This is a genomic window from Stenotrophomonas geniculata ATCC 19374 = JCM 13324, assembly GCF_001431625.1.
Lineage (GTDB): Bacteria > Pseudomonadota > Gammaproteobacteria > Xanthomonadales > Xanthomonadaceae > Stenotrophomonas > Stenotrophomonas geniculata.
Genome location: NZ_LLXT01000119.1, coordinates 1 through 23,657, shown reverse-complemented (window position 1 = coordinate 23,657; position 23,657 = coordinate 1). Strand labels below are relative to the sequence as shown.

The window sequence follows — 23,657 nt, the reverse complement described above, 5'->3', positions numbered from 1 at the left end:
GTTGGTCGGCACGAAATCAACCGCATCCACGCATGGCGTGGATCTACAACGCTGGTGCGCCCACCAGCAGCAGCTCCAGCACGAGCCAGCCGACGAACGCGACCAGCAGGATCACGCCTTCGCCACGGCTGATCTTCAGATCGCCACGCAGCATCGGGTACAGCACCAGCGCGAACGCCAGCAGCGCCGGCAGCTCCAGGCGCACGAACGAGGCCGGCAACGCCAGCGGCTGCAGCACTGCCATCGCACCAATCACCAGCAGCAGGTTGACCACGCTGGAACCCAGCACGTGGCCCAGCACCATGTCGCCATGCCCGCGACGCGCGGCGGCGATGGCGGTGGCCACCTCCGGCAGTGCGGTGCCGATCGCCACCGGCAGCAGGCCGACCAGCAGGGGCGTCCAGCCCAGGGCTACGCCGAAATCCGCGGCGGCGCCCACCACCAGGCGCGCGCCCCAGTACAGCGTCAACGCGGCAATCAGCACGCGCAGCACGTTCAACGGCAGGCTCGTGCGGCTCAGCGCGGATTCGGCAATGGCCGCCTGCACCGCCGCGCCTTCGCTGCGGCCACGGCGCAGCAGCAGCACCTGCACCACGATGAAGCCGGCCAGCAGTATGCCGCCCTCCCAACGTGCGAGACCGCCATCATGCCCGAACAGGATCAACAGCACACCCGCCGCCAGCAGCGACCACCACAGCACCGTCTGCAGGCGCGCGCGCAGCAGCAGGGGCGCAGCCATGGCCGCCACGGCGAGGGTCAGGCCCAGGTTGACGATGCTGCTGCCCACCGCGTTGCCCAGGGCCAGCTCCGGTTGGCCCACCGCCAGCGCGCGCGCATTGACCGCCAGTTCCGGCAACGAGGTGGTTACCCCGAGCAGCAGCAGCCCGGCAGTGAACGGGCTGGCCCCGAAACGTTGGGCCAGGCCGGACACGGCCTTGACGATGGAGTCCCCGCCCAGCGCCAGCAGCAGCAGGCCGAACAGGAACCAGGCAATGGCAATGGCGATCATCGAGCACTCCCCCCAGCAGTGGTGGCGCGATTCTACGCTTGGCCCGCACGCGCGGCTGGGCCGTGGATCAAGGATCAGCCACACCCTTCCGCATAATCGACCTGCGGGGTCTGCCCGACGCGCCAGGCACCCACCCGGCCATCGGCACCGAGCGCGAAGTCGATCACCGCCCCGCCCTCCTGCGCCGGGCGAACGCGCAGGTGCTGGGCCTTCTCGTCGTACTTGTCAGGGCCGACATCGGCCCGCTCCGGGTACAGCACCTGCAGCTCACCCAGGGTCATGCCGACCTTGCCGCCGCCTGGTGCGGTGATGGCGGCGCTGCGCACGTCGTAGCGCACCAGCTTGCGGCCTTCGATCATCAGGCGCGGGTCCTCGGCATCCTGCGGGCGCAGGAAGTAACAGCCATCGTTGCCATCGTCAGCCGGCAGCGGCTTGCCGGCGGCATCGGTGCCCAGCCCCTGCAGCGGCGTGCCGAAGCCGGCGCGCACGTCGGCGATGCCGGCCCCCAGCTTCGCACCAGCGAAGCCGTCCAGGCGGGCTGGACTGTCCTTGCGGAGGTCGTTCGCCGGGCGAGCCGCCAGATCAGGATCCGTCGACTGGGCGGGGCCGGTCGCCGAGGCGGTTTCCGCCGGAGTGTCGCTGCCGCTGCCGGCCGCCCCCTGCTTGTCGGGGCCGCCACTGCAGGCGGCGAGCGAAAGGAGCAACAGACCAGCAATCGGGAGGTGCTTCATCGGTGCGGTTCCCTGGCACGAAGATGGCTGCACGCTAGCCCATCCGGTGTGCAGGCGCTGCATTGTCATCGCGGTTTCATCGCCTTCGTTCAGGCTCGGCGAGCACCGACATGCCGTCCCTTCCATGCAACCGCGCAAGACCGATCTCGCCCGAACCGCGCTGCAGGCCCACCGCGCGCCGCTGGACATGCGCCAGCGCCGGCTGCTGATCCTGTGCGACGGCCAGCGCACCGTTGCCGACCTGACCGGTCTGCTCGGCCAGGAAGCACCGGCGATGGTCATCCAGCTGGTACAGGCGGGGTACCTGAGCACCGGCACGGGCGCCACGACCCCGGCACCGTCGACCGCAGCCGCAGCAACGCCGGTGCCCACGCCGCCGGCAGCCACACCTGCTGCACCCGCGATCGAACGTCGCCGCTCGCTGGTGGCCGCGCGCATCTACGTGCTGGGCATATTGGAGATGCAGCGCCACCCGCAGGCGGCAGCACTGTTCCGTGACCTGCAGCAGGCGCGTGCGGAAGAAGAGGTGCTTCAGCGGCTGCAGTCAGCGATGCAGATGCTGCCCGGGCTGACCTCGGAGGGCTATTGCCAACGCGTGCGACAGCGCCTGCTGGAGGCGTTGCCGCTGGAGCATTGCGAGGCGTTCGCCGAAGTGGCGTAAGCGCAAGTTCCGGCGGAGAGCATCCACGCATGGCGTGGACCTACTGCATCACGACCGCCTTTCGCTAGATCCACGCCATGCGTGGATGCGATCAGGATCCGTGCCGACCAAGGTCGGCACCCACCACGCTAGCGGGACGACCGGAAGTTGTTACGCAGGCCGTTCCAGCACTGCTGGTAATCGCCCTGGCGGTGGCCGGCGGCCAGCGCCTGTGCGGTCGGGCGGATCACCGCACGGGTCTCGAACATGAAGGCCATCGTGTCCTTGATCACATCGGCCTTGGACAGATCGGCATTGGACGCCTTGTCAAAGGTCGGCGCGTCCGGGCCGTGACCGCTCATGCAGTTGTGCAGCGACGCGCCACCCGGCACGAAGCCTTCGGCCTTGGCATCGTAGGCGCCATGCACCAGGCCCATGAATTCGCTGGCGATGTTGCGGTGGAACCACGGCGGGCGGAACGTGTTCTGCGCCACCAGCCAACGCGGCGGGAAGATCGCGAAGTCCATGTTGCTGGTTCCCGGCGTGTCGCTGGGCGAATGCAGCACCAGGAAGATCGACGGGTCCGGGTGGTCGTAGCTGATCGAACCGATGGTGTTGAAGCGACGCAGGTCGTAGCGGTACGGCGCGTAATTGCCGTGCCAGGCCACCACGTCCAGCGGCGAATGGTCGATCGGCGCACGCCACAGGCGGCCTTCGAACTTGGCGATCAGTTCGAAGTCGCCATCCACATCCTCGAACGCCGCATGCGGGGTCTCGAAGTCGCGCGGATTGGCCAGGCCGTTGGAACCGATCGGTCCCAGGTCGGGCAGCTTCAGCAGCGCACCGTAGTTCTCGCAGATGTAGCCGCGGCTCGGGCCATCGGGCAGTTCGACGCGGAAGCGCACGCCGCGCGGGATCACCGCGATCTGCTGCGGCTCGATCTCGATCACGCCCAGCTCGGTCAGCAGGCGCAACGCGCCCAGCTGCGGCACGATCAGCAGTTCACCGTCGGCGTCGTAGAAGTAGCGGCCGACCATGTCGCGGTTGGCAGCGTAAAGGTGGATGCCCACGCCGGCATGCGCGTCGGGCGAACCGTTGCCGCCCATCGTGTACAGGCCTTCGACAAAGTCGGTCGGCAGCTCCGGCAGCGGCAGCGGGCTCCAGCGCAGCTGGTTCGGCGAGGCCGGCTGTGCGCCGAAATCACACTGCAACTGCGACTGCGCGAACGGAGTGAACTCGCCATGGGTCACCGCCGGGCGGATCCGGTACAGCCAGCTGCGGCGATTGCTGCCACGCGGCGCGGTGAAGGCGGTGCCGGTCAACTGTTCGGCGTACAGGCCGTGGGCCACCTTCTGGGGCGAGTTCTGCCCGACCGGCAGCGCGCCGGCGACGGCCTCGGTGGCGAATTCGTTGCCGAAGCCGGACTGGTAGCCGCGGGCGGTGATGGCGGGGGACATGGGGGCTCCTGGGTACGGCGAGACCGGAACGGAAAGCAGCCGAGCATGGCCCGGCTCTACAGATGGGCAGGCGCCGGGACTGGCCCGGCGCTACCGATGACCTTACAGCACGCCGCGGCGGATCTGGTCGCGTTCGATGCTCTCGAACAGCGCGGTGAAGTTGCCTTCGCCGAAGCCTTCGTTGCCCTTGCGCTGGATGATCTCGAAGAAGATCGGGCCGATGCAGTTCTGGGTGAAGATCTGCAGCAGCTTGCGCTGGTGGGTTTCCGGATCGGCATCGATGAGGATCTTGTTCTTCGCCAGGCGCGGCACGTCTTCACCGTGGTTCGGCACGCGCTGGTCGATCACATCGAAGTAGGTCTCCGGCGTGTCGAGGAAATCCACGCCCTGCGCGCGCATCGCTTCGACGGTCTCGTAGATGTTCTCGGTGAAGCAGGCGATGTGCTGGATGCCTTCGCCCTTGTACGCGTCCAGGTACTCGTTGATCTGGCTCTTCGGGTCGGACGATTCGTTCAGCGGAATGCGCACGATGCCGTCCGGCGCGGTCATCGCCTTGGACACCAGGCCGGTCTTCAGGCCCTTGATGTCGAAGTAGCGGATCTCGCGGAAGTTGAACAGGCGCTCGTAGTAGTCCGACCACTGCTGCATGTTGCCGAAGTACAGGTTGTGGGTCAGGTGGTCGATGAAGGTCAGGCCGAAGCCCACCGGGTGCAGGTCGGCACCGGCGATCGGCTCGTAGTCGCCGTCGTAGATGCTGCCGGCCGCGCCGTAGCGGTCGACCAGGTACAGCATGCAATCGCCGATGCCCTTGATGACCGGGGCGCTGACCGCCTTGCTGTCCGGCTTGAAGGCAATGGCTTCGGCACCGTTGCCCAGTGCGGTCTGGTAGACCTCCTGACCCGGCTTCTTGAAGCGGATGGCGAAGCCGCAGGCGCACGGACCGTGCTTCTCGGCGAAGTCGGCGGCGAACGAATCGGGGTCTTCATTGACCAGGAAGTTGACGTCGCCCTGACGATAGACGGTAATCGAACGCTGCTTGTGCTTGAGCACCGCGCTGAAGCCCATCTTCCGGAAGTACTCGTGCAGCTCCTGGCCACGGCCGGCCGGGGCGGCGAATTCGACGAACTCGAAGCCGTCGATGCCCATCGGGTTCTCGAAGGTGGTGACCTGCATGCCGGGGTTGGGGTGCGAGGCGGTCGGGACTGCGGTATTCATGGCGTGGCTCCGAATCGGTACCGCATCGGTACAAACCAGGTGCGGGCAGGTAGGGACCCGGCGAGAATGCAGGGTCTGGACCTACCCCTTATAGTTACACTTGAAACCACCAGCAAGGTGCACCGCAACATGAGCCCCGCCGATCCCGCCTCGACCCGCCTGCGTGCCTCGCACGTCCTGCTCGACCTGGAACAGTTCCTGCCGTACCGGCTGAGCGTGCTGTCCAACCGGGTCAGCGGCAACATCGCCAAGCTATACGGTGATCGTTACGGTCTGGCGATTCCCGAATGGCGGGTCATCACCATCCTGGCGCTGTACCCGGGCTCCTCGGCCAGCGAGGTCTCCGACCGCACGGCGATGGACAAGGTGGCGGTCAGCCGCGCCGTGGCCCGCCTGCTGGAGCGCGGCTTCATCAAGCGCGAGACCCACGGCGACGACCGCCGCCGCTCGGTGCTGGCGCTGTCCGCAGCCGGCTTCGAGGTCTACGAGACCATCGCGCCGATGGTGATCGAGATCACCCGCAAGCTGATGTCGGTGCTGAGCGAGGAGGAGGAGCAGCTGCTGGAAAAGCTGATCCTGCGCCTGGCCGGTGACGGCCTGGAGCGGATGGGCGAAGGGGTCTGAAAGAAAAAGGGGACGGAGTGGATTAAGTCGTTTCAGGCACACGAGTGCTGATTACGGCTTAATCCCCTCCGTCCCCTTATTTCAGCTCAGATGCTTGCGGCGCGCATGGATCCACGGCACCGCCAGTGCGGCAATGGCACCGCCGGCGAAGCCGAGCGAGGCGGCAACCGTAGCCGCTTCGACCGCCCCCGGCAGCGCCAGCGCGGCAGCTACAAGCAGCAGCGACGGCAGGCCGACGAAGGTGCCCAGGAAGAAATGCCAGCGCGGCGACCAGGTGTTGAGCTGCAGCAGGCTGACCGGCTGCCAGGCGTCGGATGCGGCATCTTCGGCGATCTTCGCCACCGCCTTGGCCAGGTCCACTTCCGGCAGCGCGCGCCCCAGGCGAGCGGTCGCCAGCAGTTCGGCCACGGCCTCCACCGGCGGGAAGCTGGACGGCCACGCCACCGGCGCCGGCACGCCATAGGCGGTCAGCAGCGGCACGCTCAGCCACGGCGCCACCAGCGGACGCATGCGGCGGCGGCCCTGCACGCACCAGATCTGCGGCTGGCCGTGCGCGGTGACGCTGTACAGCGCCAGTTCGTTGGCCGGCGGATAGCCGAGCATGGTCACCCGTGCCGCCAGGCTGTCCTGGCCCATCGCGCGCAGGAAACCGGGGCGGCTGCGCCCTTCCTGCATCCACGCCAAGCCGAGTGCACCCACCAGATAGGCCTCGGCCACGTCCTTGCTGCCGGCGGAGGCGCGTTCGTCGCTGGCCAGGTACCAGGCCAGCGATTTCGGTTCGGACACATCGTCCAGGCCCCAACGGCTGTCGTCCCCCAGCACATGGCGCACTGGCAGGCGCGCGGGCGCGGTTTCGCCACGCTCGCCTGGCTGCAGGAACGGCAGCACGCCCTGGATGAAGGTGGACAGTTCGATCGCACGCACGCCATGGCCCTGCCATTCCGGCGGCAGCAACCCGGCCAGCTGGCCGTCGGCGGCCAATGCATCGAGCCGGGACTTCTGCTCGACCAGCTTCTGCACCGCGCCCTTCAGCACCACGTTGTCGGGCAACGCGATCTGCGGCAGGCGGTGGCGTGGCGGCGCCAGTTCAACACTGTCCTCGCCGGTACCAGCGTCATCCAGCAGCGCCTCCTGCGGCGGCAGGGTCACGCCCTCGCCTGCTTCGCCTTCGACCAGAGTGCTGGCAGGTTCAGGCAGTCGTTCGGCGTGGTCGCTGTGCATGGGCGTTCCGGTAGGTTGCATCGACGGGGCGTCGACTGAGGTCCTTGCCGGTAACGGCGAGCGCGTTGCGATATTGAGATGCCGATTTCGGGAATGTGACCGCAACCACAATAGATCCACGCCATGCGTGGATGCGACCCGACATCAGTGCCGACCAACGGTCGGCACCTGCCGAGCATGCCGGCCAGCGACCGGCACTCCCCTATTCCGGTTTGTCAGGTGCCCACTGCTTGAGGAACGCGGTCACGCGCGCGGGCTGGAAGGCTTCGCCCTTGCGCAGCTCGCCGGTGGCCTGCGACACCAGCAGTCCGCCATCGGCATCGAGCACCAGCAGGTACGGGTAGTCGCGCTCCATCATCGGGAACTGGGCGAAGAAAGCGGTATTGGGTTGTTCGTCGCTGGCGTTGACCTTTACCCACACGTAGTGGGCATCGCGGAAGCGGCGCAGATCACCGTTGCCTTCCACCAGCTCGTCCAGCGCCCGGCAGCGATCGCAGGCGGCATTGCCGACCTCGAGCAGGATGCGCTTCTTGCCGCGCTGGGCTTCCACCTTGGCGGTGGCCAGATCGTCGGCGGGGTTGCGGGCCGGGTCGAACTGCGCGCCGAGCCCGGCGATGGCGGCGATGTCCGCCGCCACCGGGGTGTTGCCCGAGGCCACCGGTTCGCTGGGGTCAGCGACCGGTGGCTCGGTGGGTCGGGTATCCAGCGGCTGCGTAGGCTCGGCGACGGCAGGCGGTTGCGGTTGGGAACAGGCGCCGATCAGCGCCGCACAGACCACCACTACCGCAGTACCGAGCTTGCTACGCATGCCTTCTACCCTCTCATCATTACTTGACGCCGTGCATCAGCTTGTTGATCAGCGGGGCGATCAGGAACAGCACCACGCCGGAGCCGATCAGGGCCCAGAACCCGAAGGTATACCCCTTCAGGGCCGACTCGACCGTCATGCCGCCTTCACCACTGACCACGCCGGCGAAGATGCCCGACAGGTTGTTGCCGATGCCGGTGGACAGGAACCAGCCACCCATGCCGAAGCCGACCAGGCGCACCGGGGCCAGCTTGGTCACCATCGACAGGCCGATTGGTGACAGGCACAGCTCACCCACGGACTGGATGACGTAGACCATGAACAGGGTCCAGAACGGGATCTTGCCGTCCACGACCATCTGCGACAGCGCGTACATCAGCAGGGCGAAGGCGGCGCCATTGAACAGCAGGCCCAGGCCGAACTTGCGCGGGATGGACGGATTGGCGCGGCCCATGGCCACCCAGATCCAGGCGATGATCGGGGCCAGGGTGATGATGGCCACCGAGTTGACCGACTGGAACCACGCGGTCGGGAACGTCCATTCACCGAACTGGCGGTTGACGATGTTCTCGGCCAGGAAGGTAAACGAGCTGCCGGCCTGTTCGAAGAACATCCAGAACATCACGTTGAAGGCGAAGATGATCAGCATGGCGATCACGCGGTCGCGCTGCACCTTGCCCTCGCGGATGCCCTCGACCAGCAGCAGGATGGCCAGCGCGGTGAACATCGCACCCAGGATCCAGGCCAGCGCGGTGGCGCCGGTGGCCAGCAGGAAGTACGCGACCGGGATGGCGACCACGGCACCGGCCAGCACCATGATGATGCGGCCGAAGCCTTCAGCGCCGGCCGGCGGTGCACCAATGCCCTTCAGGCCGGCGCGACCGATGTAGAACCACACCAGCGAGATCAGCATGCCCACGCCCGAAGCGATGAACACGACCTTGTAGGACGGCATGGCATCGGTACCGAAGACCTTGCGGGCCAGGTACTCGGTCAGCACCGGGGCGATCATCGCGCCAATGTTGATGCCCATGTAGAAGATGGTGAAGCCCGAATCGCGGCGCTCGTCCTTCAGGCCGTACAGCTTGCCGACCATGGTCGAGATGTTCGGCTTGAACAGGCCATTGCCGACGATGATCGTGGCCAGGCCGAGCTTGAAGATGTGCTCCTGCGGCAGCGAGATCATGAACAGGCCGGCGGCCATGATGATCGCACCGGTCAGGATCGATCGCTGATAGCCCAGTACCCGGTCAGCCACGTAGCCACCGAAGATGGCTGCGGCATACACCAGGGCCAGGTAGGCGCCGTAGATGCGGCTGGCGTCGCCTTCACCGGCAGCGCTGCCGTTGTAGAACTGGGCAACGATGTACAGCACCAAGGCCCAGCGGATGCCATAGAACGCAAAGCGCTCCCAGAACTCGGTCATGAACAGCATCCACAACGGGCGCGGGTGGCCCAGCGTGGTCTTGAAGTCCGGCAGCGCCGGCTCTGGGGTGTTCGCAGTGGCGTTTACGCTCATGCGGGTTTCCTGGTTCGGTGGATGACGAGCACGTCCGCTGTGCAGTTGGAGCAACGCGCGAGGATCACCGACTTCTGGCGTTCACGTCAAATACACGCCGTTTGAGGCAGGTGCCAGCCTGCTCGCTGAACTTGCATCTGAAACGATCCAGCCAGTGGCCGGGATCCAAGCTGAATACGGATCAGCCCTGCGCTGACGGGGGCCCGGCCTGCAGGCTGGTGCGCACCTGGAACAGCTCGGGGAAGAAGGTCAGTTCCAGCGCCTTGGCCAGGAAGCCCACCCCGGACGAGCCGCCGGTGCCGCGCTTGAAGCCGATCACCCGCATCACGGTGCGCATGTGTCGGAATCGCCATAGCTGGAAGGCGGTCTCCAGGTCCACCAGGTCCTCGCACAGCGCGTACTCGCGCCAGTAGCGGTCGGTGTCCTGGTAGATGCGTTCGAAGACCGGCTGCAGTGCGTCGTCGGCCACATGCGGCTGGGTCCAGTCGTGGTTTTCATACACGGCCGGTACGGCGTGGCCGAAGCGGGCCAGGTACTTCAGGAACTCCTCGTACAGGCTGGGCGCCTCCAGCACGGTGCGCAGCTGCGCCTGTCCGGCCGCATCGTGCTCGAACACCTGCAGCATCTGCGCGTTCTTGTTGCCCAGCAGGAACTCGATGTAGCGGTACTGCAGCGACTGGAAACCCGACGACGGGCCCAGCACGTCGCGGAAGCCCATGTATTCGGACGGGGTCAGCGTTTCCAGCACCGACCACTGCTCGGTCAGCTGGCGCAGCACCTGCTTGCTGCGCGCCAGTACCTTGCGGCACTGCCAGACTTCATCGCGCTGCAGGAAGCCGATTGCGGCGCGCAGCTCATGGCCCAGCAGCTTCAGCCACAGCTCCGAGGTCTGGTGCTGGATGATGAAGAGCATCTCGTCATGGTGCGGCGGGTTGGACAGCGGCTGCTGCGCGCTGAGCAGCTGGTCCAGCCGCAGGTAGCCGCCGTAGGTTAGGCGCCCCTGCAGGTCGGTGTGGATGCCGGCTTCGAGATCGCGTTGGTTGTTGTCGACGGACATGGGTGCGGCCAGATCGGGGGCGGCAAGGGTAGCGCGTTGCCAGCCGCGCGGGCAGTCGCGCCGTCCATACCGGGGCGTGCGGTGCCCGTGGAGCATTGGCCGATGCGGGGCCTGCGCGTGGAACCGATCGGGTCGTTGCGCCAGCAGTCAGCCAGAGGCGTATTCTGATGCTTTGCAGCAACGACTGAATACGTTGTTGTTATTGGCCCCCCACCCGCCGGCAGGGGTAAAACAGGGCGTTGCCGTGTTGCGGCGCAGGAAGGCTATTCCGTACGCGTTCCTTAACATGGCGATTCATATCATTTGTAACTTCTCTGTCGAAGGTGCAGTACGCAATGACGGTTGCCGCTGAATTCAAGATCGAATACCTGCAGTACCTGGACGCGGACGGCAAGCTCGTCCGCGATGACCTGCCCGCGTCGCTGCGCGACCCCAAGGTCCTGGTACCGCTGTTCAAGCAGATGCTGTTCGTACGTACGTTCGACAGCAAATCCATCGCGCTGCAGCGCACCGGCAAGCTGGGCACCTATGCCGCCTGCCTGGGCCACGAAGCGGCGCACGTGGGCATCGGCGCAGCGATGCAGAAGGACGACGTATTCGCGCCTTCGTACCGCGAGTATGGCGCGATGTTCATGCGTGGCGTGCGCCCGCACGACGTGCTGATGTACTGGGGCGGCGACGAACGCGGCAACGATTACGGCGGCAACGCGGCCAAGGACTTCCCGTTCTGCGTGCCGATCTCCACCCAGTGCCTGCATGCCGCCGGTGCCGCGCTGAAGTTCAAGCTCAACAAGGAACCGCAGATCGCGGTGGCCGTGTGCGGCGACGGTGGCAGCTCCAAGACCGACTTCTACGCGGCACTGAATTCGGCCGGCGCCTACAAACTGCCGCTGATCCTGTGCATCGTCAACAACGGCTGGGCCATCTCGGTCCCGCGCTCGGCCCAGACCGGTGCCGAAACGCTGGCGCAGAAGGGCCTGGCCGGCGGCCTGCACTGCCTGCAGGTGGACGGCAACGACCTGATCGCCGTGCTGGCGGCGATGGAGCAGGCACGCGAGCGTGCGCTGGCCGGCGACGGTGGCACCGTGCTGGAACTGATGACCTACCGCCTGTCCGACCACACCACCGCCGATGACGCGCGCCGCTACCGCGACGACGCCGAGGTGAAGGATGCCTGGCAGCGCGAGCCGATGCTGCGCCTGCGCAAGTACCTGATCAACGCCGGTGTGTGGAGCGAAGAAGAGGAAACCGCCTGGGTTGCCGAGTGCGGCACGCGCGTGGACGAGGAAGTGAACCTGTACCTCAACACGCCGGTGCAGCCGGTCGAGGCGATGTTCGACTTCCTGTATGCCGATCCGCCGCCGGACCTGCTGGCCCAGCGTGCCCAGGCGATCGCCCTGGAGAAGCGCCATGGATGAGATCAAGAACGGCGCGCCCGGCGCGCACACCAACGCCGCCGACAGCGCTGCTGTCGCGCGCGGAGAAGAGAGCATGACCACCACGCCGATCACCCTCATCGAAGCCATCACCCAGGCGCTGGCCTGGGAGCTGGAGCACGACCCGTCGGTGCTGGTGCTGGGCGAGGACGTGGGCGTCAACGGCGGCGTGTTCCGCGCCACCGCCGGCCTGCAGCAGCGCTTCGGTTCCGAACGCATCCTCGACACCCCGCTGGATGAAACCACCATCGCCGGCCTGACCATTGGCCTGGCCGCGCAGGGTATGAAGCCGGTGGCAGAAGCCCAGTTCGATGGCTTCATGTACCCGATGGTCGACCATATCGTCTGCCACGCCGCACGCCTGCGCTACCGTACCCGTGGCCGCCTGCACTGCCCGATGGTGCTGCGCGTGCCGTGGGGCGGTGGCATCCGCGCGCCGGAACACCACAGCGAAGCCAACGAGGCGATCTTCACCAACGTGCCGGGCCTGCGCGTGGTGCTGCCGTCGTCGCCGCAGCGTGCGTACGGCCTGCTGCTGGCCGCGATCCGCGAACCGGATCCGGTGATCTACATGGAGCCCAAGCGCATCTACCGCCAGTACAAGGAAGTGGTCGTCAACGACGGCGAAGCCTTGCCGCTGGACGTCTGCTTCGTGCTGCGCGATGGCACCGACGTGACCCTGGTGACCTGGGGCGCGCAGGTGAAGGAAGCACTGGAAGCGGCTGACAAGCTGGCCGGCGAAGGCATCAGTGCCGAAGTCATCGACGTGGCCACGCTGCGCCCGCTGGACTTCGCCACCATCGCCGAATCGGTGGCCAAGACCGGCCGCTGCGTGATCGTGCAGGAGGCCCCGAAGACCGCGGGCTTCGGCGCCGAGATCGCCGCGCGCCTGGCCGAGGAATCGATCTACGACCTGCTGGCGCCGGTCGAACGCGTCACTGGCTACGACACCCACATTCCGCTGTTCCGCCTCGAAATGAAGTACCTGCCGAGCGTTGAGCGGATCGTGGCTGCAGCCAAGCGCGCGGTGGCGGCCGGCTGACGTGCGGGCCCGCCTTCTGGGGGCTTACCGCAGCCAGTATCCCAACCCGCTCCGGTTCCACACCGGCCAGATCGTCGAAGTAGGTGTCCGTGACGAGGAATGGCCGGCGTTTGCCTGGGTACGCACCAACGATGGGCGCGCTGGATGGGCGCCCATCGCGTGGTTGCAGCTGCTGGACGAGGGTCGCGCCGAAGCCCTGTGCGACTACGACGCCCGCGAGCTGGATGTGGAAAGTGGCGAGATGGTGAAGCTTCATCACGAACACGGTGGGTGGTGGTGGTCCGAGCGCGCCAATGGCGCGACGGGCTGGCTGCCGGCCCGCGAACTGGAACTGCTGGAAGAGAACTGCAAATGAGCCAGACCAAGAACTTCAACCTGCCCGACCTGGGCGAAGGCCTGCCGGACGCGACCATCGTCGAGTGGTTCGTCAAAGAAGGCGATGTGATCAAGCTGGACGAGCCGCTGGTGTCGATGGAGACCGCCAAGGCCGTGGTGGAAGTGCCCTCGCCGTTCTCCGGCAAGGTGCTGAAGCTGTCCGGCGGCGCCGGCGACATCATCCCGACCGGCTCGGTGCTGGCCAGCTTCGAACTGGACCCGAACCTGCCGCAGCGTGCCGATGGCCAGGACACCGGCCACAGCCATGGCCACGCAGCGCCTGCAGCCGCCCCGACCCCGCCGCCGCTGCCGGCTGCACCGGTCGTTGCGGAAGAAGCCAAGCCCGCCGCTGCCGAGCGTGATGACGCCGGTACCGTGGTCGGCGCGATGCAGAGCTCCAACACCGTGCATGCCGAACAGGCGCTGGCCGTCGGCGGCGTCAAGGCCGTGCCGGCCGTGCGTGCGATGGCGCGCAAGCTGGGCGTGGACCTGAGCCGCGTGGCCGCTACCGGCACCGATGGCGCGGTGACGATGGCCGACGTCAAGCAGGCCGCCGCCAACGGCACCGCCAAGCTTGGCGCCGCTCCGGCACCGGTCGCTGCCGCGGCGTATGCAGCGCCGGCCCCGGCGCAGGTGTCTGCCCCGGTGCAGAGCGAAGCCCGCACCCCGCTGTCTGCCGCCGGCAAGCCGATGCGCACCCAGCCGCCGGGCGTGGTCGCCAAGGGCCAGCCGGAACCGCTGAAGGGCGTGCGCCGCAACATGGCCCGCGTGATGGCCGACGCGCACAGCAAGGTCGTGCCGACCACGCTGAACGACGACGCCGACATCCACGCCTGGCTGCCGGGCAACGACGTCACCGCGCGCCTGGTGCGTTCGATCGTGGTCGCCGCGCAGAAGGTGCCGGCGATGAACGCCTGGTTCGACGGTGAAGCGCTGACCCGTACCCTGCACGCGCAGGTAGACATCGGCATCGCGGTGGACACCGACGACGGCCTGTTCGTGCCGGCCCTGCGCAATGCCGACATGCTCGACGCACGCGGCATCCGCGAGGGCGTCAACCGCCTGCGCGAGCAGGTGGAATCGCGTTCGATCGCCGCCTCGGAACTGAGCGGCTACACCATCTCGCTGTCCAACTTCGGCATGTTCGCCGGCCGCTATGCGACCCCGGTCGTGGTACCGCCGTGCGTGGCCATCGTCGGTGCCGGCCGTGCCCGCCACCAGATGACCCCGGTGATGGGCGGCGTGGAAGCGCACAAGGTGATCCCGCTGTCGGTCACCTTCGACCACCGCGCGGCCACGGGGGGTGAAGCCGCCCGCTTCCTGCGCGCGATGATGGACGACCTGGCGCTGGCCAGCTGATCCAGCTGATCGGTGGTGCCAACCTTGGTTGGCACATGAACGGGAAAAACGCCGGGCACTGCCCGGCGTTTTTTTGTGCCCGCATCCACGCATGGCGTGGATCCACAAAATGCCCGCGATCAATCGCGAGCGACCATACCCTCGGCGCGGCTGTAGACACGCAGGCGGTGCCCGTCAGGATCTGCTCCAACGAAAGTGTGGCCGAACTCCAGCGTCACCGGCGCCTGCAGGATCTGCACACCAAGAGCACGCCACGCATCGTGCATCTGCTGCACGGCGTCGGGGTTTGCGACCACCATCGCCAGTTCGGCGGCACCGGCCTGCGCGGACACCGGCGGTTGCACATCGTCGCGCTGCCACAGGCCGAGCGCGGCGCCATCGCCGAGCAGGAACAGGGCAAAGCCGGGCGACTGTTCGACCGGTGGTTTGCCGAGGATTCCGCTGTAGAAGGTGGCGCTGGCGGCGACGTCGCGCACGTACTGCAGCAGGGTGCTGGGCTTGAACATGGGGAAGCTCCGTTGTTGGGAGCGTTCATGGTGGTACGGGCCTGCTGACAGATTCTGTCAGCAGATTCGTCTGTCGGTAGAGTCGACTGTCAGTCGACTGCTCTTCCTTCAGCCTGCTTGCCCCCCCCGCTGCGCGCGATAGTCGACTAACAGTCGACTCTCCCCCCCGCTCCCGGCTGTTGCTGTGGTTATGAGCGGTCCAGCCAGTCCGGTGCGATGCCCTGTGCCTTCTGCCACCGCCGCAGCAGGGTGGCGCGTGGCACGAGGTAGTGATCCTCCAGCACACGCACCTGGCGGATGCGGTCCAGCCGGAAATGACGGAAATCCTCGCGGCGCTCGCACCACGCCGCCAGCATCGGCACTTCATCGAAGTAGCCCAGCGCGAATGGCCAGACGGTGCGCTCGGTACGCTGGCCCTGCGCGTCCTCGTAGCCGAACTTCAATCGCTGCTGCGAACCCACAGCTTCACGCACGGCCTGCAGGCGCGCGGGGGGAACCTTGCTCCCAGCGCGCGAAGGGCCCACGCGCAGGCCGCTATCACGCAAGGCTTCCCGGCGCGCGGCTGGCAGCACATGCGCGATACGCGCCAGGGCATCACGTGCGGCCTCGGCCAGCGCAGGCTCGGTGCGGGCCGCGACCCAGCGCAGGCCCAGCACCAGCGCGTCGATCTCGGCCGGTGGCAGGGTCATCGGCGGCAGGGTATCGCTCGGCGCCAGCTGGTAGCCGACGCCGGCCTCGCCACGCAGGTCGGCGCCCTGCTCGCGCAGGGTCTCGATATCGCGGTACAGCGTGCGCAGACTGATGCCCAGCGCGTCGGCCAGCGTCTGCCCGGCCACCGGCCGTCGATGGCGGCGCAGCAGCTGCAGCAGCTGGGTCAGGCGCAGCGCACGCGACATCAGCCGACCAGCGCGCGCGATGCCACCACGTGCTCGCCCGGTTGCGGGGCCAGCGCGGCCTCGACCAGTGCCTTGGCGATCTCGCTGGCCGGGTTGATCCGCCACGCCCGCGGCAGTACCGGCCCCAACGCGCCGAGTACCGTCAGTGCGAAACGCTCGCCGCGACGCACCTCGTTGCGCTCGCCACCGATCAGCCCTGGACGGACCAGGGTCAACGAGTTGAAGCCCAGCGCGCGCAGGTCACGCTCCAGCTCGCCCTTCACCCGGCTGTAGAAGATCGACGACTGCGGGTTGGCGCCGGCCGCGGAATTCAGCACATAGGTACTGGCCCCCTGTGCCTGTGCGAGCCGTGCGAACGCCAGCGGATAGTCGTGGTCGATGCGATGGAAGGCCTCGCGGCTGCCGGCCTGGGCAATGGTGCTGCCCAGCGCGCAGATGACCGCGTCTACGCGCGCCCATTCGGGCGAGGTGGGCAACGCGTCGAAGGCCAGCACCGGGTTCTCCAGCTTCCCGTGGGTTACGCCCAACGGGCGGCGGGTGGGCGCCACCACGGCGCTGCAGCGCGGGTCGTCCAGCAGCCTGGGCAGGGTCAGCCCGCCGACCAGGCCGGTCGCCCCCAGCAACATCACGCGCATCACCACCTCCGCTGCGGCATCCTGTCGCCCATCGTAGCCGTTCAAGCCATCGGCAGCCGCGCCGATATGCTGGAACCTGCCCCTGCCAGCCCCAGGATTCGCTCCATGACGGACCAGCCCGACCACCGCCCTGCCCCCGGTACCGCCCTTGGGCCGCCGGCACGCGTGCGCGCGGTGGTGGACGATGGGCTGGGTAACCGCGTGGTGCTGCAGGGCGGCGGTGGCGTGGCCCTGCAGCAGCTGTTCGCAGGCGCCGACGCGCCGGAACCGCTGCTGGCGGCGTTCGCCAACGGCATGGCCACCCTGCCCGGCGAACTGGGTGACATGGGTGACCGCCTGCAGTCGGCGCAGGCCAGTGCCGATTGGCCGCGCTACGGGCGCGCGATGCGGCAGTTGATCGACAAGTACATCCGTACCATCGAACAGCATTCCCCAGACGGGCAGCCGGAAAGCCTGCGCCTGTCCGAGCAGCTGCGGTTGCTGCTGGGCGGTGCGGTGGTGGCCCTGCTGCAGCACGACCCGGACCTGCGCGAACAGGCGCAGGCCCTGGCCACGCGCCTCCGCCAGTGGCAACCGGGTACCGCACTGGAGCCGATCGAACAGGGCGTGCGCGAACTCGGCCACCAGGTCGGCGTGCGCGCCGAGAGCTGGCAGGAGCAGCAGGCGCTGCTGTTGGAGCTGTTCGCCCTGTTGCTGGAGAACGTGAGCGAGCTGCTGGATGACCGCAGCTGGCTGCAGGGCCAGATCGCGGCGGTGCGCCAGTTGCTGGACGGTCCGTTGGAAGCCGAAGCGGTCGAGCGCACCCGCGCCGAGTTGCGCGAAGTGATCTACAAGCAGGGCCTGCTGCGCCAGGGCATTGATGATTCGAAGGCGGCGATGCGCGGATTGATGGGCGAGTTCATCGAGCGCATGGATGGCATGGCCACCAGCACCGGTGAGTACCATGACCGCATCGGCAGCTACGCGCTGCAGCTGCGTGAGGCGCGCAGCATTGCCGACCTCAACCAGCTGCTGCAGGAGGTGATGCGCGATACCGGCAAGGTGCAGCAGCAGGCTGCGCAGGCCCGCGATCACCTGGCCAGCGCGCGGCAGGAAGTGGAACGCGCAGAGCAGCGCATTGCCGAGCTGGAGCAGGAACTGCGTGCTGCTGGTGACCTGGCGCGTATCGATCCGCTGACCCAGGCACTGAACCGCCGCGGCCTGGACGAACTGCTGCAGCGTGAGCTGGCGCGTGCCATGCGCAACAACTCGCCGCTGGGCGTGGCGGTGATCGATCTGGATGATTTCCACCTGACCAACGAGGCGCACGGTCACGCTGGTGGCGATGCTTTGCTGCAGCACCTGGTGGCCGTGTGCAAGCTGCTGCTGCGCGCCACCGACGGCATCGCACGGTTGGGCGGCGACGAGTTCGTTCTGGTACTGCCGGAAACCCAAGGCGCCGACAGCATGGCCACCGTGCAGCGCCTGCAACGTTCACTGGCGCACCGCGTGCTGACCGTGCAGGACCGGCGCGTGCCGGTGCATTTCAGCGCCGGGCTGGCGCAATGGCAACCCGGTGACGATACCGAGACCCTGCTGCGCCGCGCCGATGACGCGCTGTATGCGGCCAAGCGACAAGGCAAGAACCGGGTGCAGGCGGGCTGATGATCCAGCGTGCAGACGCTGTAGCGCCCGAGCCCATGCTCGGGCGGCGGCGCGCAGCGCCGTAGAGCAGCCGAGTGTGGGCTCGGCTCTACAGATCATTTCCCGCGCAGCTTCTGGAACCCGGTCACCGCCGCCAGCACGATGGCGCCGGCGATGATGCCGACCACCATGTTGGCCGCAGCACTGATCAGCCAGCCCCACTGCCCTTCACCGCCCAGCGCCTGCACCGCGTGGTGCAGCGCCGGCACGTTGTGCACCAGGATGCCGCCGCCGACCAGGAACATGGCGATGGTGCCAGCCACCGACAGGAACTTCATCAGCCACGGCGCCGACGCCACCAGACCGCGACCGAAAGCGGCAATGGCTCCGCCCTTGCGCGACAGGTACAGGCCGACGTCATCAAGCTTCACGATGCCCGCGACCAGCCCATAGACGAACACCGTCATCGCCAATGCAACCACGGCCAGCGTGACCACCTGGTTGGTGAACGACGCGGTGGCCACCACGCCCAGGGTCAGCACGATGATCTCGGCCGAGAGGATGAAGTCGGTGCGGATCGCGCCCTTCACCTTGTCCTTCTCCCACGCCACCATGTCCACCTGCGTATCGGCCAGCGCCTTGCGCCGTTCGGCCTGATGCTCGGCGTCGTCCTCGGCTGAGTGCAGGAAGCGGTGCGCCAGCTTCTCCACGCCTTCGAAACAGAGGAAGGCACCACCGATCATCATCAGCGGCACGATCAGCGGCACGTTCCAGCCGCGGCTGTGCAGCCAGGCCTCCAGGGCGCTGATCGCCAGTGCTGCCGGTACCAGGATCACCTTGTTGACCAGCGAGCCCTTGGCCACCGCCCACACCACCGGCAGCTCGCGGTTGGCGTTGACCCCGGTCACCTGCTGCGCGTTCAGCGCCAGGTCGTCGCCCAGCACACCGGCGGTTTTCTTCGCCGCGACCTTGGTCAGGACCGAGACATCGTCGAGGAGGGTGGCGATATCGTCGAGCAGGGCGAACAGGCTGGCACCGGCCATGGGAAGTCCAGAGAGGGAATGAGCGGATTCTGACCGATACCGGGGCGGCTGCGGAAGCGGTCGGATTCACCGCGTGCCTACCGCCCCCCGGCGACACTGCGGAATCCGGACATTGCTGGCCAGCGGCCGGCACGACCGTCTTTGCCGCATGGGAGTTCCGCTTGAGCAATCCGCCCACCGCCAATGGCAATCCCCCGCTGGTCAAAGGCATGAACCGGCGCAGCCAGATCCTGCGCCTGTTGATGCGCTACCGCCATTCTGGCGTGTTTTCCGGCATGAACCTGGATGCCGCGGGCAATCCGGCCGACGTACCGGCAGATGGCAACCCGGAACAGTTCGTCACTGACCTGGAAGCCTTGGGGCCCACCTTCGTCAAGCTGGGCCAGATGCTCTCTACCCGCCCGGACATGGTGCCGGTGGAGTTCGCCACGGCGCTGGAGCGCATGCAGGAGAAGGTGGCCGAGATTCCGGTCGAGCGCATCCATGCCATCGTCGAGCAGGAGCTGGGCGCCCCGGTGAACAAGCTGTTCGCTGCGTTCGATCCCGAGCCACTGGGCTGCGCGTCGATCGCGCAGGTGCACCGCGCGGTGCTGCACGATGGCCGCCAGGTAGCAGTGAAGGTGCAGAAGCCTGAAGTCGCCGCGCAGCTGCGCTCGGACCTGGAGGCGCTGCGCAGCTTCGCGCTGGCCGCCGACCACCTGACCCAGGTGGGCCGCCGCGTGCGCCTGCGGGATTGGCTCAACGAGTTCGCCAAGACCCTGATGCAGGAGCTGGACTACCACGCCGAGGCCGAGAACCTGGCCCGCTTCGGCCGGCACCTGAAGCCGTTCCGCCGCCTGTGGATACCGCAGCCGCTGTGGGACTACAGCAGCCAGCGCGTGCTGACCATGGAACTGGCCACCGGCGTGCGCGTGGATGCGATCCCCGATGTGCGCCGCACCGAACAATCGATGGACCCGCTGGCGGCGGCGCTGATCCGCGGCTACCTCGACCAGATCTTCGTGCACGGCGAGATCCACGCCGACCCGCACCCCGGCAACCTGCGGGTGATGCCCGATGGCCGGCTGGCGATCTTCGACCTGGGCATGGTCGCGCACATGCCGCCGCGCCTGCGCGAGCGCTTGCTGAAGATCCTGTTCGCAGCGGTCGATGGCCGTGGCGAGGAAGTGGCCGACGACCTGATCAGCATCAGCACGCGGCTGGAGGCGTTCGACGAGGAACGTTATCTGCGCGAGACCGGCCAGTTGATCGCGCGTTACGCCGCCAGCGGCACGTTCTCCGAAGGCCGCGTGGTGCTGGACATGGTGCGCATCGCCACCGCCTGCGGGCTGCGCACGCCGCCGGAACTGAGCCTGCTGGGCAAGGCACTGCTCAACCTGGAAACCGTGTGCCGGCTGCTGGCACCAGAGCTGGAAACACGTCGCATCGTCGAGCGCCAGCTGCAGCACGTGATGCGCGCACGCCTGAAGAAATCGCTGTCTGCCGCCAACCTCGCCAGCGAGGCGATGGAGCTGCAGCAGCTGCTGCGCGATGGGCCGCGCAAGCTGTCGGACATCATGGCCCTGCTGGCCGAAAACCGCCTGCAGATGAAGGTGACCGGCCTGGAAGAATCGCGGTTGATGGAGAACCTGCAGAAGATCGCCAACCGCGTCGCGGCCGGCATCATCAGCGCCGCGTTGATCATGGCCGCCGCGATGATGATGAAGATCGACACCGGCTGGCATCTGTTCGGCTACCCGCTGATTGCGCTGATTCTGTTGTTCATCGGCGTGGTGCTCGGCCTTGGCATCGTGACCAGTGCATTGCTGTTCGACCGTCGCGCAAGGGCACGCGAAGAACGCGGGCATCGCTAGCGCATCAACGAAAACGCCCTATTCATGCGGATTTTAATGCAATCCAACGTAGCCTTTCACGCTCGTTTTACCTTCTGAGCGCGATTTCGCGCGCGTCATTCCAACAAACATTTCAGTCAGGTTCGTGCATGCACTATCGGGTCATCGGCCTGTCATGTGCATGTGCTTGCGACAGCGCCGGTCGGATGGACACGCGTCGGTACGACGTCCATCAACATCCCGTCACTGCCGAAGCTGCCTATGCTCTGGATACTGTTGTTGTCGTTGTTGCTGCTGTGCTGGCTGTTCCTCGCGTCCGACAAGTGGGTGTGGTGGAAGGCCAGCGCATTCTCGCTGCTGCTGCTCATGCTCAGCGCATGGTGGCTGATCGACAAGCTGTCCGGTGATGGACTCAACGCTGCAACCCTGTACCACCTCGGCGCCGACATGGAAGGCGCCGGTGTCTCCGACTTCAAGGGCTACATCGCCGGCTTCATCGTGCTGGCGCTGGTCTCCCTGCTGCCGCTGTTCGCCACGCGGGTGAAGCGCTGGCGCCGGCCCGGCCACGGTGGCGCGTTGTTCGCCGGTTTCGCGGCCGTGTGGGTGGCCACGATCATGATCAGCCCACTGGCCCGCGACGGCCAGCGCCTCTACCAGCAGCTGCGCCCGGTCGACTTCGCGCGCATCGCCCCCGAGTACCAGGTTCCGACGCAGCTGCTGCAGCGCCCGCGCAACATCGTCTGGATCTACGGCGAAAGCCTGGAGCGCACCTACCTGGATGAGAACGTGTTCCCGGGCCTGATGCCCAATCTCAACCGGCTGGCCACAAAGTCGCTGGACGTGCGCGGGCTGGCCTCGGCCGAAGGCAGCGGCTGGACCATCGCCGGCCTGGTGTCGTCGATGTGCGGCGTGCCGTTGACCACCTCGCAGGGCGATGAGAACAGCATGGACCGCATGGGCAGCTTCCTGCCCAAGGCGGTATGCCTGGGCGACTACCTGAAGCAGCAGGGCTACACCAACCACTATCTGGGCGGTGCCAACGGCCAGTTCGCCGGCAAGGGCCAGTTCCTGGCCAGCCATGGTTTCGATGAAGTGCATGACCTGGCCTGGTTTAAGCAGCAGAAGAAGATCGGCCGCATCCACTACTCGGCCTGGGGCGTGCACGACGACGTGCTGCTGGACACCGCCTACCAGCGCTTCGAGCAGCTCTCGCGCGCCGGCTCGCCGTTCATGCTGACCACGCTGACCATGGATACCCATCACCCAGCCGGCCATCTGCCGGTGTCGTGCAAGGGCGAGCGCTACCAGAGCCAGTACGGCAACATCAACATGCTCAACGCGCTCAAGTGCAGTGACCGGCTGATCTCGCAGCTGGTGCAGCGCATCCAGGCCAGCCCCTACGGCAAGGACACGCTGATCGTGATCGCCTCCGATCACCTGGCGATGCCCAACGATCTGACCCACATTCTGACCCGGCAGAAACGCGAGAACCTGCTGCTGTTCCTGGGCGATGGCATTGCCCCGCAGCAGCTCAGCGCCGACGCCGGCACCACCTTGGATTCGGGTGCGACCCTGCTCAGCCTGCTGGACCCGAACCTGAAGACGATGGGCTTTGGCCGTTCGCTGATCGATACCCAGCGCGCGCCCAGCGCCAGCGTGGCCACCCAGCGCGATGGCGGCCGCGACTACCCGCAGTATCTGGCCTTCGCCCGTTCACTGTGGCTGGGTGAACCGACCCGCGAGCTGAAGATCGACGGCGACGACCAGGTGGTGGTCGGCCTGCAGCACGTGCAGCCACCGGTGCTGCTGGAGTACGACAAGGACTGGGGTTTGAAGTCCGTGTATCTGGAAAACACCTCGCGCCAGTTCGATGATGCCAACCCAGACAACACCCTGGCCTATGTCGACCGTTGCACCGCGTTCGAGGACGGCTCGGCCGACGGTGACTGGTGCGCCCTGCTCGTCAACCGCGACAACGGCATCAAGCTGTACCGCGATAACGACCTGCGTGGCGGCATTGCCGTGGATGCGCCGCTGGACGCCTTCCAGGGCCCGCGCCCGAGCGTGCGCCAGGCACACATGATCACCCAGAAGGGCCGCCGTACCCGCGCCGGCCAGTACATGCTGCAGCTGGTGGCGAGTACGCGCCCGGATCGTGGTTTCTGGATCGAAGCGGTGTCGTCGCAGCGCAAGGTGGTGCTGGCCCAGCAGTGGGTGCAGCCCGATGCTGACGGCAAGATCAACGTGTCGTTCGGGCTGGATCACGAAGTGGACGATCTGGAGATCCGCGCGTGGTTGAACCACGCCGAGAAGCTGGCGGTGGATACGTTCGCACTGGTGCCCTCGCGCAGCCGACCGCGCGGGTAGGGTTCTTTGCAGGGCTGCGCCCTGCACCCGCTACAAACCGGGGCAACAGCAACGGCAACAGCGTGCATTCCGCGGGATGGCGGGGCGGTGTCGGAGTGCGGGGACGCCGTAAATCCGTCCCTGGAGCAACTGTGTTGATGGAGGAGCTTGACCCCTCCATGAGACGGGCACGGTAGTGCCGGCCGCTGGCCGGCAGCCTTTGGTCTTGCGCCCTGCCTGGCCTTAGGCTGGGACCAACCCGTTTTCAGCGTCGCGCACCCGG

General features: G+C 67.1%; 21 protein-coding genes. 9 read left to right on the top strand and 12 right to left on the bottom strand.

Annotated features, from left to right (window positions below):
• Positions 1-43: 43 nt before the first annotated feature.
• Positions 44-1,009, bottom strand: coding sequence for a sodium:calcium antiporter (locus tag ARC63_RS14550; RefSeq protein ID WP_057503645.1), 966 nt, complete (start codon positions 1,007-1,009; stop codon positions 44-46).
• 74 nt (positions 1,010-1,083) lie between these two features.
• The gene (locus ARC63_RS14545; RefSeq protein ID WP_019338588.1) at positions 1,084-1,740 is read right to left on the bottom strand and encodes a hypothetical protein; all 657 of its coding nucleotides are present in this window, start codon (positions 1,738-1,740) and stop codon (positions 1,084-1,086) included.
• 124 nt (positions 1,741-1,864) lie between these two features.
• On the opposite strand from ARC63_RS14545, the gene ARC63_RS14540 reads away from it, so the two are divergent.
• Positions 1,865-2,401: a hypothetical protein gene (locus tag ARC63_RS14540; protein ID WP_049411771.1), complete on the top strand. Its 537-nt coding sequence runs from the start codon at positions 1,865-1,867 to the stop codon at positions 2,399-2,401.
• Positions 2,402-2,529: 128 nt separating this feature from the next.
• Here ARC63_RS14540 and hmgA read toward each other — a convergent pair whose 3' ends face one another.
• Together hmgA and hppD are read right to left on the bottom strand one after the other, a co-directional pair.
• Positions 2,530-3,837 carry a homogentisate 1,2-dioxygenase gene (gene hmgA / locus ARC63_RS14535; RefSeq protein ID WP_010482677.1) on the bottom strand — a complete coding sequence of 436 codons (1,308 nt, stop codon included), beginning with the start codon at positions 3,835-3,837 and terminating at the stop codon, positions 2,530-2,532.
• Between the two features lie 102 nt (positions 3,838-3,939).
• A complete protein-coding gene (hppD, locus tag ARC63_RS14530) occupies positions 3,940-5,052 on the bottom strand; it encodes a 4-hydroxyphenylpyruvate dioxygenase (RefSeq protein ID WP_181390027.1) in 1,113 nt (370 codons plus the stop codon).
• A 129-nt stretch (positions 5,053-5,181) separates the two neighbouring features.
• Between hppD and ARC63_RS14525 the strand changes: the two genes are divergently transcribed.
• The gene (locus tag ARC63_RS14525) at positions 5,182-5,676 is read left to right on the top strand and encodes a MarR family winged helix-turn-helix transcriptional regulator (protein WP_010482680.1); all 495 of its coding nucleotides are present in this window, start codon (positions 5,182-5,184) and stop codon (positions 5,674-5,676) included.
• 81 nt (positions 5,677-5,757) lie between these two features.
• On the opposite strand, the gene ARC63_RS14520 is transcribed toward ARC63_RS14525, so the two are convergent.
• The 4 genes from ARC63_RS14520 to ARC63_RS14505 form a co-directional block, all read right to left on the bottom strand.
• Positions 5,758-6,897 carry a hypothetical protein gene (locus ARC63_RS14520; RefSeq protein ID WP_057503644.1) on the bottom strand — a complete coding sequence of 380 codons (1,140 nt, stop codon included), beginning with the start codon at positions 6,895-6,897 and terminating at the stop codon, positions 5,758-5,760.
• A 202-nt stretch (positions 6,898-7,099) separates the two neighbouring features.
• The gene (locus ARC63_RS14515) at positions 7,100-7,705 is read right to left on the bottom strand and encodes a thioredoxin family protein (protein ID WP_057503643.1); all 606 of its coding nucleotides are present in this window, start codon (positions 7,703-7,705) and stop codon (positions 7,100-7,102) included.
• A 19-nt stretch (positions 7,706-7,724) separates the two neighbouring features.
• Positions 7,725-9,224 carry a peptide MFS transporter gene (locus ARC63_RS14510; RefSeq protein ID WP_043399407.1) on the bottom strand — a complete coding sequence of 500 codons (1,500 nt, stop codon included), beginning with the start codon at positions 9,222-9,224 and terminating at the stop codon, positions 7,725-7,727.
• A 181-nt stretch (positions 9,225-9,405) separates the two neighbouring features.
• On the bottom strand, positions 9,406-10,281 hold the full coding sequence (locus ARC63_RS14505; RefSeq protein WP_019338596.1) for a tryptophan 2,3-dioxygenase: 876 nt from the start codon (positions 10,279-10,281) through the stop codon (positions 9,406-9,408).
• 335 nt (positions 10,282-10,616) lie between these two features.
• On the opposite strand from ARC63_RS14505, the gene pdhA reads away from it, so the two are divergent.
• Genes pdhA through ARC63_RS14485 form a run of 4 tightly spaced genes read left to right on the top strand, consistent with a single transcriptional unit; the run spans position 10,617 to position 14,493 of the window.
• Positions 10,617-11,699 (top strand): pyruvate dehydrogenase (acetyl-transferring) E1 component subunit alpha, encoded by a 1,083-nt coding sequence (gene pdhA, locus ARC63_RS14500; RefSeq protein WP_019338597.1) that lies wholly within the window; start codon positions 10,617-10,619, stop codon positions 11,697-11,699.
• Positions 11,692-12,759 carry an alpha-ketoacid dehydrogenase subunit beta gene (locus tag ARC63_RS14495; RefSeq protein WP_019338598.1) on the top strand — a complete coding sequence of 356 codons (1,068 nt, stop codon included), beginning with the start codon at positions 11,692-11,694 and terminating at the stop codon, positions 12,757-12,759. The genes pdhA and ARC63_RS14495 overlap by 8 nt, the downstream gene beginning before the upstream one ends.
• A 1-nt stretch (position 12,760) precedes the next feature.
• Positions 12,761-13,114 carry an SH3 domain-containing protein gene (locus ARC63_RS14490; RefSeq protein WP_005411349.1) on the top strand — a complete coding sequence of 118 codons (354 nt, stop codon included), beginning with the start codon at positions 12,761-12,763 and terminating at the stop codon, positions 13,112-13,114.
• Complete coding sequence (locus tag ARC63_RS14485) at positions 13,111-14,493, top strand: dihydrolipoamide acetyltransferase family protein (protein WP_049480616.1); 1,383 nt, start codon at positions 13,111-13,113, stop codon at positions 14,491-14,493. The genes ARC63_RS14490 and ARC63_RS14485 overlap by 4 nt, the downstream gene beginning before the upstream one ends.
• Before the next feature lie 119 nt (positions 14,494-14,612).
• Here the strand turns inward: ARC63_RS14485 and ARC63_RS14480 are convergent, their stop codons facing one another.
• The 3 genes from ARC63_RS14480 to ARC63_RS14470 form a co-directional block, all read right to left on the bottom strand.
• Positions 14,613-14,999, bottom strand: a complete 387-nt coding sequence (locus tag ARC63_RS14480) for a VOC family protein (RefSeq protein ID WP_057503642.1) — start codon at positions 14,997-14,999, stop codon at positions 14,613-14,615.
• 188 nt (positions 15,000-15,187) lie between these two features.
• Positions 15,188-15,895 (bottom strand): helix-turn-helix transcriptional regulator, encoded by a 708-nt coding sequence (locus ARC63_RS14475; RefSeq protein ID WP_057503641.1) that lies wholly within the window; start codon positions 15,893-15,895, stop codon positions 15,188-15,190.
• Positions 15,895-16,530: a Rossmann-fold NAD(P)-binding domain-containing protein gene (locus tag ARC63_RS14470; RefSeq protein ID WP_043399430.1), complete on the bottom strand. Its 636-nt coding sequence runs from the start codon at positions 16,528-16,530 to the stop codon at positions 15,895-15,897. Before ARC63_RS14470 ends, ARC63_RS14475 begins: the two co-directional genes overlap by 1 nt.
• A gap of 105 nt (positions 16,531-16,635) precedes the next feature.
• Between ARC63_RS14470 and ARC63_RS14465 the strand changes: the two genes are divergently transcribed.
• A complete protein-coding gene (locus ARC63_RS14465; RefSeq protein ID WP_057503640.1) occupies positions 16,636-18,174 on the top strand; it encodes a GGDEF domain-containing protein in 1,539 nt (512 codons plus the stop codon).
• Positions 18,175-18,269: 95 nt separating this feature from the next.
• Here ARC63_RS14465 and ARC63_RS14460 read toward each other — a convergent pair whose 3' ends face one another.
• Complete coding sequence (locus ARC63_RS14460; RefSeq protein ID WP_010482694.1) at positions 18,270-19,196, bottom strand: DUF808 domain-containing protein; 927 nt, start codon at positions 19,194-19,196, stop codon at positions 18,270-18,272.
• A gap of 209 nt (positions 19,197-19,405) precedes the next feature.
• Between ARC63_RS14460 and ARC63_RS14455 the strand changes: the two genes are divergently transcribed.
• On the top strand, positions 19,406-21,049 hold the full coding sequence (locus ARC63_RS14455; protein ID WP_231298643.1) for an ABC1 kinase family protein: 1,644 nt from the start codon (positions 19,406-19,408) through the stop codon (positions 21,047-21,049).
• A gap of 240 nt (positions 21,050-21,289) precedes the next feature.
• Positions 21,290-23,395, top strand: a complete 2,106-nt coding sequence (locus ARC63_RS14450; protein WP_057503638.1) for a phosphoglycerol transferase I — start codon at positions 21,290-21,292, stop codon at positions 23,393-23,395.
• The last annotated feature ends 262 nt before the right edge of the window (positions 23,396-23,657 follow it).

Excerpts from the sequence above, each read along its gene's own strand:
- ARC63_RS14510 (WP_043399407.1), bottom strand. The coding sequence starts at position 9,224 with ATGAGCGTAAACGCCACTGCGAACACCCCAGAGCCGGCGCTGCCGGAC.
- ARC63_RS14515 (WP_057503643.1), bottom strand. The coding sequence starts at position 7,705 with ATGCGTAGCAAGCTCGGTACTGCGGTAGTGGTGGTCTGTGCGGCGCTG.
- pdhA (WP_019338597.1), top strand. The coding sequence starts at position 10,617 with ATGACGGTTGCCGCTGAATTCAAGATCGAATACCTGCAGTACCTGGAC.
- ARC63_RS14525 (WP_010482680.1), top strand. The coding sequence starts at position 5,182 with ATGAGCCCCGCCGATCCCGCCTCGACCCGCCTGCGTGCCTCGCACGTC.
- ARC63_RS14460 (WP_010482694.1), bottom strand. The coding sequence starts at position 19,196 with ATGGCCGGTGCCAGCCTGTTCGCCCTGCTCGACGATATCGCCACCCTC.
- ARC63_RS14450 (WP_057503638.1), top strand. The coding sequence starts at position 21,290 with ATGCTCTGGATACTGTTGTTGTCGTTGTTGCTGCTGTGCTGGCTGTTC.
- ARC63_RS14540 (WP_049411771.1), top strand. The coding sequence starts at position 1,865 with ATGCAACCGCGCAAGACCGATCTCGCCCGAACCGCGCTGCAGGCCCAC.
- hmgA (WP_010482677.1), bottom strand. The coding sequence starts at position 3,837 with ATGTCCCCCGCCATCACCGCCCGCGGCTACCAGTCCGGCTTCGGCAAC.
- ARC63_RS14470 (WP_043399430.1), bottom strand. The coding sequence starts at position 16,530 with ATGCGCGTGATGTTGCTGGGGGCGACCGGCCTGGTCGGCGGGCTGACC.
- hppD (WP_181390027.1), bottom strand. The coding sequence starts at position 5,052 with ATGAATACCGCAGTCCCGACCGCCTCGCACCCCAACCCCGGCATGCAG.
- ARC63_RS14550 (WP_057503645.1), bottom strand. The coding sequence starts at position 1,009 with ATGATCGCCATTGCCATTGCCTGGTTCCTGTTCGGCCTGCTGCTGCTG.
- ARC63_RS14495 (WP_019338598.1), top strand. The coding sequence starts at position 11,692 with ATGGATGAGATCAAGAACGGCGCGCCCGGCGCGCACACCAACGCCGCC.
- ARC63_RS14465 (WP_057503640.1), top strand. The coding sequence starts at position 16,636 with ATGACGGACCAGCCCGACCACCGCCCTGCCCCCGGTACCGCCCTTGGG.
- ARC63_RS14505 (WP_019338596.1), bottom strand. The coding sequence starts at position 10,281 with ATGTCCGTCGACAACAACCAACGCGATCTCGAAGCCGGCATCCACACC.
- ARC63_RS14455 (WP_231298643.1), top strand. The coding sequence starts at position 19,406 with ATGAACCGGCGCAGCCAGATCCTGCGCCTGTTGATGCGCTACCGCCAT.
- ARC63_RS14475 (WP_057503641.1), bottom strand. The coding sequence starts at position 15,895 with ATGTCGCGTGCGCTGCGCCTGACCCAGCTGCTGCAGCTGCTGCGCCGC.
- ARC63_RS14545 (WP_019338588.1), bottom strand. The coding sequence starts at position 1,740 with ATGAAGCACCTCCCGATTGCTGGTCTGTTGCTCCTTTCGCTCGCCGCC.
- ARC63_RS14480 (WP_057503642.1), bottom strand. The coding sequence starts at position 14,999 with ATGTTCAAGCCCAGCACCCTGCTGCAGTACGTGCGCGACGTCGCCGCC.
- ARC63_RS14485 (WP_049480616.1), top strand. The coding sequence starts at position 13,111 with ATGAGCCAGACCAAGAACTTCAACCTGCCCGACCTGGGCGAAGGCCTG.
- ARC63_RS14520 (WP_057503644.1), bottom strand. The coding sequence starts at position 6,897 with ATGCACAGCGACCACGCCGAACGACTGCCTGAACCTGCCAGCACTCTG.